This window comes from Pelagicoccus albus (genome assembly GCF_014230145.1).
Taxonomy (GTDB): Bacteria; Verrucomicrobiota; Verrucomicrobiia; order Opitutales; family Opitutaceae; genus Pelagicoccus; species Pelagicoccus albus.
The window spans coordinates 219,559-232,121 of the sequence record NZ_JACHVC010000007.1 but is presented as its reverse complement, the minus strand read 5'-3'; the positions used below and the strand labels follow the sequence as shown (position 1 = coordinate 232,121).

At 50.6% G+C, this 12,563-nt stretch carries 10 protein-coding genes; 5 read left to right on the top strand and 5 right to left on the bottom strand.

From position 1 onward, the window contains the following. Positions 1-24 precede the first annotated feature (24 nt). Positions 25-1,038: a sugar-transfer associated ATP-grasp domain-containing protein gene (locus H5P27_RS07795; protein ID WP_185659831.1), complete on the bottom strand. Its 1,014-nt coding sequence runs from the start codon at positions 1,036-1,038 to the stop codon at positions 25-27. After that, entirely contained in the window at positions 1,035-2,057 is a 1,023-nt protein-coding gene (locus H5P27_RS07790) for a sugar-transfer associated ATP-grasp domain-containing protein (protein ID WP_185659830.1), read from the bottom strand. Before H5P27_RS07790 ends, H5P27_RS07795 begins: the two co-directional genes overlap by 4 nt. A gap of 401 nt (positions 2,058-2,458) precedes the next feature. Here H5P27_RS07790 and H5P27_RS07785 point away from each other — a divergent pair, with 401 nt between their 5' ends. Then, positions 2,459-3,817: a methyl-accepting chemotaxis protein gene (locus tag H5P27_RS07785; RefSeq protein WP_185659829.1), complete on the top strand. Its 1,359-nt coding sequence runs from the start codon at positions 2,459-2,461 to the stop codon at positions 3,815-3,817. A gap of 14 nt (positions 3,818-3,831) precedes the next feature. Here H5P27_RS07785 and H5P27_RS07780 read toward each other — a convergent pair whose 3' ends face one another. Then, positions 3,832-5,376, bottom strand: a complete 1,545-nt coding sequence (locus tag H5P27_RS07780) for a cryptochrome/photolyase family protein (protein WP_185659828.1) — start codon at positions 5,374-5,376, stop codon at positions 3,832-3,834. Between the two features lie 314 nt (positions 5,377-5,690). Between H5P27_RS07780 and H5P27_RS07775 the strand changes: the two genes are divergently transcribed. Both H5P27_RS07775 and H5P27_RS07770 read left to right on the top strand, forming a co-directional pair. Continuing rightward, a complete protein-coding gene (locus H5P27_RS07775; RefSeq protein ID WP_185659827.1) occupies positions 5,691-5,846 on the top strand; it encodes a hypothetical protein in 156 nt (51 codons plus the stop codon). 9 nt (positions 5,847-5,855) lie between these two features. Further along, positions 5,856-6,149: a DUF2383 domain-containing protein gene (locus tag H5P27_RS07770; RefSeq protein ID WP_185659826.1), complete on the top strand. Its 294-nt coding sequence runs from the start codon at positions 5,856-5,858 to the stop codon at positions 6,147-6,149. 100 nt (positions 6,150-6,249) lie between these two features. On the opposite strand, the gene H5P27_RS07765 is transcribed toward H5P27_RS07770, so the two are convergent. Both H5P27_RS07765 and H5P27_RS07760 read right to left on the bottom strand, forming a co-directional pair. Then, positions 6,250-7,320: an ADP-ribosylglycohydrolase family protein gene (locus H5P27_RS07765; protein WP_185659825.1), complete on the bottom strand. Its 1,071-nt coding sequence runs from the start codon at positions 7,318-7,320 to the stop codon at positions 6,250-6,252. After that, positions 7,304-7,720: a DoxX family protein gene (locus H5P27_RS07760; protein ID WP_221774647.1), complete on the bottom strand. Its 417-nt coding sequence runs from the start codon at positions 7,718-7,720 to the stop codon at positions 7,304-7,306. The genes H5P27_RS07765 and H5P27_RS07760 overlap by 17 nt, the downstream gene beginning before the upstream one ends. Positions 7,721-7,947: 227 nt before the next feature. Between H5P27_RS07760 and pelA the strand changes: the two genes are divergently transcribed. Both pelA and H5P27_RS07750 read left to right on the top strand, forming a co-directional pair. Beyond that, positions 7,948-9,006, top strand: coding sequence for a pectate lyase (gene pelA / locus H5P27_RS07755; protein ID WP_185659823.1), 1,059 nt, complete (start codon positions 7,948-7,950; stop codon positions 9,004-9,006). 150 nt (positions 9,007-9,156) lie between these two features. Continuing rightward, on the top strand, positions 9,157-12,528 hold the full coding sequence (locus H5P27_RS07750) for an ATP-binding protein (protein ID WP_185659822.1): 3,372 nt from the start codon (positions 9,157-9,159) through the stop codon (positions 12,526-12,528). Positions 12,529-12,563 lie beyond the last annotated feature (35 nt).

Here is a 12,563-nt window from a genome sequence, read left to right as displayed (position 1 = left end):
AGCGGATAGTCTCTAGCGGATAGGCTATCTGAGAGAAAGCCCCTGCAAGCGTTCGTGCTTTTGACGGGAGATGACTCCAGTATGTAAAAAGAAGTCGCGGCTCCTCTGGTCGAGCAGCACGGGCCGGTGAAACTGAAGGAGGTTTGGATTGGGCAAAGTCGCATTTCCCTCGATCAAGATCGGGCCTTCTGGAGAGAGAGCCACGTCCCATCCGATGTAATGCAGACCCTCAACCGCAGACATCGATTGAATCGAGCAACGCTTGATCTGCTCCCATTCGGGAACCACCTTTCCGGCTATCTTTTCACCGGTTTCGGGATGGCAATCGAAGAGTTTCCGCTCGGGGGCCCCGGTATTTACGATCGCGGCGGAGAGTTCGGCGGTCTCGCTGTCTACTAGTGACACGATGCCGCCCGATTTGAAATTGTCGACGGGACCCGAAGCTTGCGTTGCGAAACGGTGGGCTGCTCCAAGCACAAACACTTCATCAGTCACTGGGTCTCGAACAGTGAGCACACGAATTGTATTAATCGTGTTCGGATAAATGCGACGAGCGTAGTCCGCAGCTTGCACGATTTCCTCGAGCAAGTAATCCGTGTCGGAATCGAGTTCTTTGGGGGAGCTCGCTCTCATCACCCCGCGGCCGCCACTTCCGCGAACCGGTTTGGCGATGAATTCTGACGGGAGCGTTTCTTGGCCGTTTGCGAGTTGAATTTTTCCGGCTGAAAACTCGCCCAGAAACGTGGTCGTCGCGAATGCGAAAGCTCCGCCCCGAGCTCGTTCGTGAAAGCGGAGCTTGTCTGCAAAAAGCTGGCGAGCGGCCAGAGAGTTTAGCTTCGGCAAACGAAATTCGATCTCCCAATCGCTCAGAAAGGACTCCCAAGCAAATTGATCCAGCGGATACAACCAAGCGCGATTCGAAAAGAAGCCTTTGCGGAGCAGAGAGAGGCTGGTTCTTCCCGCCGAAGACCGGCGCTCCATCAGGTACCATTTCCGGTAACCTTCGATCCGACGACAGATGCTACTCCGCCAGCTCATAAGCGGGTCGGCTCAAGATTTGGGATGTACTGAGAAAACAGGCCGCGGATCTGGTCGTCGGCGATGTAGCGATCGTAGTACTGCATAGCCCAGATGGTGGGGTGGGAATTGCCCTCGATCACGGTCGGACCCTCGGGAGTCATCGCCAGATCCCAACCGACGAAGGTGAGAAACGGAAAGGCATTACCCAAATCCTCAACCATTTTCAGGGCCAGATCCCAGTCTGGAATTTGGACTCCGCTAATTTGCGATCCGGTGTCCGGATGCTGATCGAGGAGATCCATTCTCCCCTGCTCGTTGCGGACAGCGGCTTTTCCCAAAGCTCCGCTCTCAATATCCACGCTGGCGGAGATCCCCTTCGCGCTCAGGTTATCTATAGAGCCGGATTTGAGCGTGCCGAAACGGTGAAACGCCCGCAGCGGCACCGGGCGATTATCTCGATCTCGCAGCATCAGAACCCGGATCGTATTCAAAGAAGGTTCGTAAATCGCTTTGGCGTAGTCGGCCTGGAAAACAAAAGAGGTTACCACCGCATCAAAGCCGTCGTGCTTTTTAAGATCAGCTAGATCGCGGCAAATTTTGACCCCTTTGCCCTGCTTGCCGTTGGTTGGCTTTATTATGAAGCGACCGGTCTTCTCGAGAGTCTGGCGAAGGCGCTCCTGCCCATTTTCGTTCCACAAAATTCGGCCCGCACGGAAAACGCAAAAATTCTCCGGCGTCTCTATTCCGGCGGTGGAAACGAGTTTTCCAAACGCCTCTTTGTTATCGAGCATGACGGCAAAACGACCGTTCATACCGGTTAGGTATCGCTCATATTGCAGGCTGGTAATCAATCCGTCCAGATCCCCATGGATCGATCTCAACTCATGGGCAGTGATCGGGAAAAATCCGTTGGCGATGTCTTTGATCGGCTGGGAAAAGCCTACGCCGTGGGCGCCGACCACCCTCGCCTCCTTCAGATGCTTACGCCAATACTGAAGACAAAACCGGGATCTGCGGGCAATTTCTCGGAGGGACATGGGCTAAAGGGCAGGACAATAGAATGGATACTCTGCCGACTAAAATCGGTACAGTCTACATTTCCTTTAAGACGGTTTCCCTAGGTACAATCGTGATCATACTTCAATTTTAGCGGTCTCGGTACAAGTCTTTGGCTTTTCCTCCGCACCAAGAGTGTTCGATTAAGCGAACCCGATGCCCCTCTTTCACAGAACCACCCCGGACCAGTCACACTCACATGCATGAGGGCTATACATCACGATAGCTGCCGTCAGCAGGGTACGGAGCATTCAAAAAAGTTGTGATAGGTGGATTAGAATAATCGACTTCGGGATAAGTCCTTGAGTGTGGTTTTAACTGGTCGATACACGACTTTAGTATCAACCATCCAAGGCCCTGTCATTAGGCTATTTAATACCAAATGGAAACCGCAATATCCCCACCCTCTCACTCCGCGTCCACACTATCTAAGCGAGACGAAGAGCTCATTGGATTTCTAAAATCCATTCAGAACGGGGACTACCTTTCAGTCCCTCAGGGAAGCGACCCGCTATCAGCATCCGTCCGCGAACTGGCTGAAAGCCTTCATCAAAACGCGAAGGAGGAGCTCGGACGAGTCGTCGACCTATCGATACAAGCGAGTGAAACAGCAATACACTCCGCGAAAATGCTATCGGACCTCAAACAAGTCGATAACGAGGCCCAAACTATAGCAGCTGCCGGAGAAGAGATGGTTACGACCGCGAACTCGATCGGGGCCTTCGGGACCAACATTTCCGAGCAAGCCCACACTGCTGACCGTGCAGCATCCGCGGGTTCAGCAGCCTCTGAACGGGCAGTTCAAAAGATGAGCGAAATCACCACTGCGGTGAACGACACGGTATCTAAAGTCGACGCACTCGCAGAATTTTCCAACCGCATCGGCGGAATCTCTTCTGATATCAAAAAGATCGCAAATCAGACCAATCTCCTCGCCCTCAACGCCACGATCGAAGCAGCTCGGGCGGGCGAAGCAGGTAAGGGATTTGCTGTAGTTGCTGGCGAAGTAAAAACGCTGGCTACTCGAACCAAAGATTCCACCAGCGAGATCACTGAAATCATTTCCCAGCTTCAGAATGAAGTGCAGAATGTTCTACGCTCTATGAAAGAGAGCTCGGAGGCTGTCGCGCAAGGCCAAGACGCTATCATCGAAGTCGGAAAGCACGTGGAGGAAATCCATTACAAGATCGAAGAGGTAAACCGGAACACTGAGAGCATCTCAGCGACTTTGGCAGAGCAAGAGGATGCATCCCAAGAAATTGTTCGAGGCATAACTCAAATCGCAAGCAGGAGTGGCAAGAGCGTAGAAGGCATCGATCAAATGGTAAACTCCATGAACAAGGTCGAAACACTGATCAGTGCCCAGATCAGCAAATTGGCAGCACTGGAAGTTTCCGACAAGGTAATCAAACTCGCTCAATCCGACCACGTCCTGTGGAAGAAGCGGTTGGCAAATATGATAGCTGGCAAAGAAGGCCTCAACCACAGCGAGCTCGCCGACCACCACACTTGCCGGCTGGGAAAATGGTACGATCAAGTTACCGAGCAAAAATACCGCAAGAATCCCGTTTTCCAAAAACTAAAGGGTCCACATCAACTGGTACACGACCACGGTATTCAAGCTGTACGACTCTACAACGATGGGGATTTGGATGGAGCAATAAACGAAATTAAGAAAGTCGAAGAAGCCTCCCAAGACGTCCTCAGCATGTTGGCCGAACTGGAAAAGGCTTCCGACTAGCCAAAGCTGAACAACTACTTGGTAGATTTGAGTTCTCGAGCCTGAGACCTCACCTTTTCAAGTTCCTTAGCATCAAGCCGATCCAGGTTGCGCAGCTGCATGGTCATACGTGAGTTGCTTTGCAGGATTTTTTTGTGTCTGTCTAGAAAATCCCAATACAGCACAGTAAAAGGACAAGCATCCTTACCGCTTCTCAGACTCGGATCATATCGGCAGCTGGAACAATAGTTGCTCATCTTATCGATGTATTTTCCAGAGGCCACATAAGGCTTGGAAGCCATCACTCCACCGTCCGCATACTGCGACATGCCGAGCGTATTCGGGAGTTCGACCCACTCAACCGCATCGATGTAGACCGCAAGGTACCAACCATGGACTTCCTTCGGATCCACTCCCCGTAGGAGGGCATACAAACCGGTAACCATGAGTCGTTGGATATGATGGGCGTAACCGTGTTTGATCGTCTGCGTAATGACATCTCTCATACAAGACATATCAGTAGATCCGTCCCAATAGAATTTCGGCAGTGTGTTAGTCGCCCCTAATTCGTTTCGATCCAGATAATCCGGCATGTATCGCCAGTAGATTCCTCGAACGTACTCCCTCCAACCAAGAATTTGACGAACGAATCCCTCGACCGACTCAATAGGAGCCCTGCCCTTCTCATAGGCTTCCAAAGCAGCATCGACTGCTTCCCTCGCATCGATTAGCTTCAAGTTCAAAGAGGACGAGATTAGCGAATGGTTCAGGAACGGCTCCCCATTCCACATCGCGTCCTGATGAGCTCCGAACTGGGCTAGATTGTTATCTATGAAATCGGATAAGGCCTCCAAAGCCTCCTCCCGAGTCGTCGGCCAGTCGAAGTCCTCAGAAAAACCCGGATGATCGGCAAAAACCGTATCCATCGATCGGGTTACGTCTTCAAGCACCTTGCCAGGCTTAAATCGCTTTCTCGGGAACAACGCCTCAGGACCACCTTTCCCAAAGGACTTTCGATTGCTAGAATCGAAGTTCCATTTTCCACCCGCCGGTTCGCCATCCTCCATCAGAATGGAATGCTCTCTCCTCATCTCTCGATAGAAATACTCCATACGGAGTTGCTTCTTACCTTTCGCGTATTCATCAAATCGAGACGCATTGCAGTAGAAAGAGTCGTCCTCAAGGATCACCAGCTCTACACCAGCCTCTTCGCAGGCACTCTCAATTTCAGCGATGAGACGATACTCGCCAGGCTGCGTCACAAGAACCTTTTGCCAGTTTCCCTCCTCGAGCTCAGTAACGAGAGCACTCCCGATGCTATCGAAACGTTTGGAATCGTCTAGCTTACGATAGAGCACATCGATTCCCTTCCCTCGCAAGTTCTCCGCAAAACGACGCATAGCGACCAAGAACAAAGTGGTTCGCATTTTGGAGGACCAAACATAGCGAGATTCCCCAGTAACTTCCGCCATGAAGACTTTATCCTGCTTACGATCAAATTCGGCAAACGTCTGCAAACGATCAGACAGTTGATCGCCGAGGACTAAAACCAGGTTCCGGGTTCGAGAGGCATTCGGCATGGTTGGATGGAAAACATAATCTGGAGCAATATCGATCCAATACTACCACCTGCCCCTGCGTGCACAGGATATGAACCACTTTAACCAGTTAACGTAACTCGGCGATGAAGCCGTATTTACATTAGTAAGACAAAAAATTCCAGCCAACTGAATGCAGAATGCAAAAACCAGTATTCGATATGCACGCTTGTCGGGCTTGGAGTAGCGAAAAAATCAAAACTTCACAGAAACTTCCCCTCTAGGCTATGTCTCTTCATCCACGTTGGCACAGCAACTGCGATTGACTGGGTAAACATCCAAAAAAGGAATACACTATGATATCAACAGACAACCGACAGAAACTCGCGAACGAACTCGAAACTATCGTAGCCTACACCAATGACTCCGTGAAAGGATTCGAAAAGGCTACCGACAAGATCGACAACTCCAACGAAACCCTAAAACAATTCTTCCTGTCCACCGTGATATAGAGAGAGACCTTGGCAAACGAACTCAACGAGCGACTGAAGTGCATCGGCGAAGATGAGGAAACAGGAGGATCTATAAAGGGAGCCGCCCACAGAGGCATCATCTCCGTGAAGGATACATTCACGTCCGGCAACAACGCTACCGAAATTATCGAAGAAGCTTTGCGAGGCGAATCTCAACTTCTAGAAGAAATCGATTCAACATTTCAAGATCTGGAAGCAATCGACGGAGAAACTCGTAATGCCATCGTGAACCTAAAGGAGAATGTGGTACGCACCATGTCCGAACTTCGCAATCAGAAGTAGACGATTACTACACACTCTCAACTAATATTAAAAGAGGCCGCCTTCATAAAGGCGGCCTTTTTCATGGGGAAAATATGTAATTATTGGATAGATACAGATCCTACAACTCAGCAAAAGTCGCAACTAAATCTAACAGCTCGCTACTTCGATTCAGGCCATCGACAAAGCGCTCAGGTATGCCCGACAAGCCGACCTGTGCTCCGACCAACGCTCCGGCTAAAATGGCTCGAGATTGATTTTGTCCACCTCCATTGATGGCGTGCAAAACTGCGGACTCGAAATCGTCCGAAAAACGGGCAGCCAAATAATAAGCGGCAGGGAGTATATGATACGCTGCACACGGCATTCCGTAAACGATCGAGACTTTCCATGCAGGCTCTATCTTCAACGACGGATCGTTTGCCGCTTGCGCCATGTAAGACGGAGAAAGCAGAGCATCGGGGGAGGCGAAGTTTCCGATTCGCTCCTTTTCTTTTTGACCAGACTTTGGCGGTTCAAGGTTTCCAGAGGTTACCGCATGAAAAGGCAAGCGGCCGTCTTTGACTTGAGCCATGAGTTTGGAGGAAATTTCTTCATCCATTTTCTCTCCTTCCACCAAAAAGGCTAGCAAAGCGGAATATGCTAAAGTCAGCGAGAGAATCGTGTCATCGGAATGAGTCACAGCCGCATTTCGCAATACTGACTCCGCGAGTTGTTTCGGATCATCAGAGTAAAGTACTGAAATGGCCAATACACGTTCGATCGCCTCGGTTGTGTCAGCGTTGCCGGCAGTATTGTCCCAGCCTAAACCCAGCCCGATCCTTCTCTTCCAAGCCTCTCGAATGGATTGGCTGGTGTAGCCGCCGGGGCCACTATACGGGGATCCATCTATCTGGGCAAACAAGCCATTCTCCAAGGATTCACAAAAGTCGGTATGGTCATACGATCCCTTACGAACACACGACTTCATAACCATCTCCAAAATGTAGCCGGCTTGAGAGCTATCACCCGCGGAGCAGGCCTCATGATAGCGACCGGCCTTCGGATTTGTGTATCCATCGATCCACTCTCCATAGTCATTGCGCTGTTCGTCTAGGTCGTAGTACCAGTGCGGTCCTAGCCCCAGAGCATCACCGATGAAGGCTCCCATAAGAGCCCCCGCTTTTCGATCTTGCTTATTTATCGCCGGCATTGATCACGATTTTTTTGCTAGCTCTCAGACCATCAATTGCGAAGCGGCCCGCACCCAGAAGCGCAATAGCCACGAAAGCTCCGAGATAGATCAAAGCGCTTTCTTTGTCTTTGAAAGGGTCCGACCAATGTACGGAAAACACGGCAACAGCCATTGTTGCTATGAGCGGTATCATTGCAACTCGGGTATAAAATCCGAGTACCACGAGCGCCGAGCATACAACTTCCGCCAAAACCGCCAAAGAGAGCGAAACTGCCGGACCGAGACCAATGGGATCGAGGAACTCGATGGGACCTCCACTGATCAAGCTCATGAGCTTTCCCCAACCATGATTTACGAGCATCAGACCTCCGAAGGTGATCCGTAGCACGAGAAGAGCGATATCCTTACTTGTATTCATTTTATAAATCATCGAGGAGGCGGCACATGGCAGCAGCAAGGGGGCGAACTACTCCCCAGACGCGTCGACGTCCATAAGTACGCTCCGCTTCCTTCAGGGTAGCCAACGAGCGAAACGGATTTCCGATTTAGCGACTAGCCCACAGAACTAGAGTTACGGACGATTTCCACTTAGAGCTTGTCTCGAAAAATTCCAGACGCAGCCTCCTAAGCATGAGACCCCTACACGTGTTAGCTACCCTAGCCCTACTCTTTTCATTTAACCCCTTGGATGCAAAAAGCTGGAAGGAAGCGATCGACTCGGACCCAGACTGGTATCGAAGCGAGGAGGCCCACAGCTATTGCGAAGCAGTGCTAGCCTACCAATACCCTTCTGGCGGATGGCCAAAAAACCACGATATGAGCCACGCACCTTCCGCGACGCAAAAAGAGAAACTCGCAGTGTACAGCCGCAAGGGGACGATCGACAACGGTGCGACCTACAGCCAGATCGAGTTCCTTGCCAAATACCATTCTGCAAACCAGGACCCCGCTTCACGCGAAGCTGCAGTGCGAGGCTTCCGCTTTCTCCTGGAGGCTCAGTATGATAACGGCGGATGGCCCATGTTCTATCCGCTTCTGGGAAGCTACCACGACAACATAACTTTCAACGACAATGCGATCGCGGGAGTGCTCAACCTCCTGATGGACGTCCGAAAAGGGAAAAAGAGTTACGAATTTATCAACGACGAACTTCGCTCAGAGCTACGCCTTTCTCTGGAAAGGGGCATCCAAAACGTACTCGATTGCCAAGTGCGACAAAACGGGAAGCCGACTGTTTGGGCGGCCCAACACGACCCTGTGACTCTGCGACCCGCAGCAGCGAGAGCATTCGAGCCAGCTTCCTTAAGCGGAGCGGAATCCGTGGAGCTGGCGAAATTCTTGATGCGAGTATCTCCTCCCAATCAAGAAATCAAAGATGCCATAGAAGGAGCAATGACTTGGCTCGACGAGCATGCAATCTATGGACTGGAACTCCGCTACAACGAGGACAAATCCGATCGATTCCTCGTAACAGCCCCAGATGCGCCACGAATGTGGGCCCGCTTCTACGAGCTAGAAACCAACCGGCCAATTTTTACAGGGCGCGATAGCGCAATCCATTACGAGTTCATGGAGATCGAAAGGGAGCGGCGAGCCGGCTACGCCTACTACGGAACTTGGGCAGAAAAGGTCTTGGCCAAAAACTATCCCGAATGGAGAGCGAAGTGGATCAACGAAAATGGACAGCTCACAACTCGAAACTAGGAGTGGTAAGTGGTCTAAATTTTGAAAAACGGCTGCACGACGTTAAATAGGGTGTTAAAGTCCAATTATGACTTAGAGAGCGCTTCCTCTCTTTGCATCTGCACCGTAGAACCTAAAGATCCAGCCTCTGATTTCTCCTAAAAGCCCACCATGAGACGAATCTTCCCAAATATCGTACTGATAGCGTTTGGGTTACTCGCATTTGCAATTTACGGCCAAGAAAAGTCGCCGCTCGATCTTCTACTCAGCCGTGGGATCCCAAAATCCGAATCTTTCCAGAGCCGAACCACAGGCATTCGAGGAGATATTCGAGGCAGTACCGTGCTGCCAAACGGCGAGATCGGGTTCATCGCAGACAACGGGCTGACCGCCTTTGATGGAACCAATTGGAGCGAAGTCGAGGGCTTGGACTGGGCCATGGATTTCGCATGGATTAACGATAGCAAAATGGCGGTGTCCCATGGAAGGGATATCTCGATTTTCGAATCTGAGCCGAGCGGCGGATACAAGCTTTCCCTCTTTTTTCATGACGATGACGCCCCGTCCGACCTCATCCCCTTTAGCTCGATCGCATACTTCCAAGGCTATATTTTCGCAACTGCAGGCACGCGATTGATCATCATAGATCCAGAAGGAAAAGGAAGCTATCATCAGCTGGAAAATTGGACCAACGTCTGTTTCTCCATTGGAGATGAACTATACGTGACAGGCGGAGCGGAAGGCATTTTGAACCGCTGGGACGAATCGGAGCAAAAGCTGGTCAATGCGGTAGACCTACTGAGCGGATCTGGAATCTATGAGTGGATTGTGCAGGCTATTCCGCGAGCGGAAGGGGGCTACTGGCTGCTAACCGAGCACGATAACGTAATCGGTTTCGACGGGAGCAAGACTTGGGCTTGGCCAGGAAACGAAATCATATCAAGGGACTCTACCAAAATTCGCTCTCTCGTTGAAACGTCCCCCGGCCGGCTGGCCATAGGTACTTCGAGGCAGGGCATGCTTCTGTTCAAGGAAGACGGATCTTTGCGACTCCGATTCTCAGTTCCGCAAGGATTGGAAAGCTCCCATGTTAAAAATCTAGCCACAGACCAACAAGGGGGAATTTGGATACACACTCAAAACTACCTTACCCGCCTACCCCAAGAACCAAAAAATTTTCTCTTTCATGGAGCCCATGGCCTCTCGGAAGGAGTTACCTGCATCGCCCTATTCAACAACAGAGTCTATCTGGGAACTGACCGTGGTTTGTTCGTAAACAATCCTGAGGCGGAGACCTTGGTCGACACTTTCGAAATCATCCGAGACGGATCCGCCACAGAGAGCTTGTTTGTATTCAAAGATTCCCTCTTTGTCGCTGGGGCAGAGCTTTTCACGATATCACGAGACGGGCAAATCAAGGAGCTAGATGGAGCGGGCTCCACCAACTTCTGGCAACCATCAAGATTTCCAGACACCCTCTTAGTTGGCCACCACCTCGGAGCACTGAGGATCGACGCGGCCGAAAACGGCGAATTTAAAACCACCCGCTTGGATGGACCAAGTTCCACCTTGCAGTCGATTGTTGAAAATCGCGAGGGCGAGCTGCTTGGAAGTACTGGAACCAATCAATACGCACGTATTCGTCTAGATGAGGTTGGAGGTCAGTTCTCCCTGCACAGATTCTCGAATCAGACTGCTTCACACTGGAGCAATCTGGTCTCCGTAGAAGGAAACATCTATTCCAACGGTGTTGTTAGCAAAGTCTGGGACTCTCAACAACAAGCATTCCTCCAAGCCCCCGAAATGATTTATTACGTTGGGGATCAGCCTTATGGATTCGAACACGTATACGGAAAATCAGCTGAGGACGCATACGTCGCGATTTCTTCTAGAAGTTCGATCACAGTGCCTCGACCCGATCGTCAGGTTATCGGAGAGATCTCGTCGATCCACAATAGCACCGATATGCGGGCTGATTGCCTAGTCTACGATTCCAAGGGAGGCGTTTGGGCCGGCGGGAGTTTCGGACTTTTCTTCGCGTCTCCAACAACAAAACCTTCCGAGACAACAAGCATTGTCCCGAGACTTCACCAGGTCATCTCCACTGTCGACGGCGAGAATCTCCCTATCAACCATACCTCTCCCTCGCCCCTAAAACTAAAGTCCAATCTGAACTCTCTAGAGATTACAGCTGAGTATCCTAATTTCAATACATCAAACCATCAACGCTTCCAAATATACCTTCAGGGGCTCGATCCGAATTGGACCGAATTTTCAGAATCGAATCAAAGGTCTTTTTCTAATCTAGAGCCAGGAACGTATCAGCTATTCCTGACAGCGATGGACCCCTTTGGAACGACAGATACAGTTTCGGCCCTCAGCTTCCAAATCCTGCCCCCATGGTATAGAACCTTTCCAGCATACTTCCTCTATCTACTAGGGAGTATTCTCTTCGTTGTAGGAGTTGTTTACTTATACAACAAACGCCAGATAGAGAGAAGCAAGGAACTAGAGGATTTGGTCAAAGAACGTACCAAAGAAATCGAGCTCAAGAACGCGGAATTGGAAAAACAGGCACGCCGATTAGAAAACCAGAATGAAGAGCTCGGCGAGAAAACCGAAAAGTTGACGACGACAACTGAAACCTTGAGCTCTACCCTTAGCCAGCTTCAGCTCATGCAAGATCAGCTCGTGGAAACGGCAAGAACCGCAGGAAAGGCAGAAATCGCCATCAATGTTCTACACAATATCGGCAACGTGCTAAATTCAGTGAACGTAGCGCTTAGCGTTCTCAACGAACGCATGGACAACTCCAAAATCGCCAACCTCACGCGCATCGCAATTCTCCTCGAAGCGAATAAAGACCATATCGACGAATTCCTAACCCAAGACCCAAAAGGAAAATCCGTGCCCGAATACTTGATACGGCTATCTCAAATACTCAATGAGGAGGCCCTCGCCACCCAATACGAGCTGTCCGTCATGGGGGAAGATATCGACCACATAAAAAGCATCATCGCCGCTCAGCAAACCCATGCAAAAGCGGAAAGTCTCTACGAAACGATTGAACTTAGAGGTCTTTGCGAAAACGCACTCAGCATCCTGGGAGGGCAAGGCACCCGCAACGAATTTGAGATAATCAACGACATCCCCGCCCATATTCAAGTCGAGTGCGACCGGCACAAGCTGCTTGATATAGTTCTAAACCTGGTAACCAACGCCAGCGATGCGATCCACGAAGAAGACCCTCCTATCGGAGTCATAACCTTCGAGGCCGAGCTCGTCGAGGAGGGAGATTTCATGCAACTCCGCGTCACAGATAACGGATGCGGAATAGACAAGGAAACCATGAAGAGCCTTTTCCGTCACGGTTTTACAACCAAGGCGAAAGGACACGGATTTGGCCTGCATAGCTGCGCCAATACAGCACAGGCCGTCGGAGGCACATTGACCCTGGAAAGCGAAGGGAAAGGTAAAGGAGTGACCGCGATCCTAACCCTACCGGTTAAACCACGAAAATCCAAGGTCTCCGAAAGCAATTAAGATTACGGATACAAAAAATGCGACCCGCAAGCAGC

Excerpts from the sequence above, each read along its gene's own strand:
- H5P27_RS07795 (WP_185659831.1), bottom strand. The coding sequence starts at position 1,038 with ATGAGCTGGCGGAGTAGCATCTGTCGTCGGATCGAAGGTTACCGGAAA.
- H5P27_RS07790 (WP_185659830.1), bottom strand. The coding sequence starts at position 2,057 with ATGTCCCTCCGAGAAATTGCCCGCAGATCCCGGTTTTGTCTTCAGTAT.
- H5P27_RS07785 (WP_185659829.1), top strand. The coding sequence starts at position 2,459 with ATGGAAACCGCAATATCCCCACCCTCTCACTCCGCGTCCACACTATCT.
- H5P27_RS07780 (WP_185659828.1), bottom strand. The coding sequence starts at position 5,376 with ATGCCGAATGCCTCTCGAACCCGGAACCTGGTTTTAGTCCTCGGCGAT.
- H5P27_RS07775 (WP_185659827.1), top strand. The coding sequence starts at position 5,691 with ATGATATCAACAGACAACCGACAGAAACTCGCGAACGAACTCGAAACT.
- H5P27_RS07765 (WP_185659825.1), bottom strand. The coding sequence starts at position 7,320 with ATGCCGGCGATAAATAAGCAAGATCGAAAAGCGGGGGCTCTTATGGGA.
- H5P27_RS07760 (WP_221774647.1), bottom strand. The coding sequence starts at position 7,720 with ATGAATACAAGTAAGGATATCGCTCTTCTCGTGCTACGGATCACCTTC.
- H5P27_RS07750 (WP_185659822.1), top strand. The coding sequence starts at position 9,157 with ATGAGACGAATCTTCCCAAATATCGTACTGATAGCGTTTGGGTTACTC.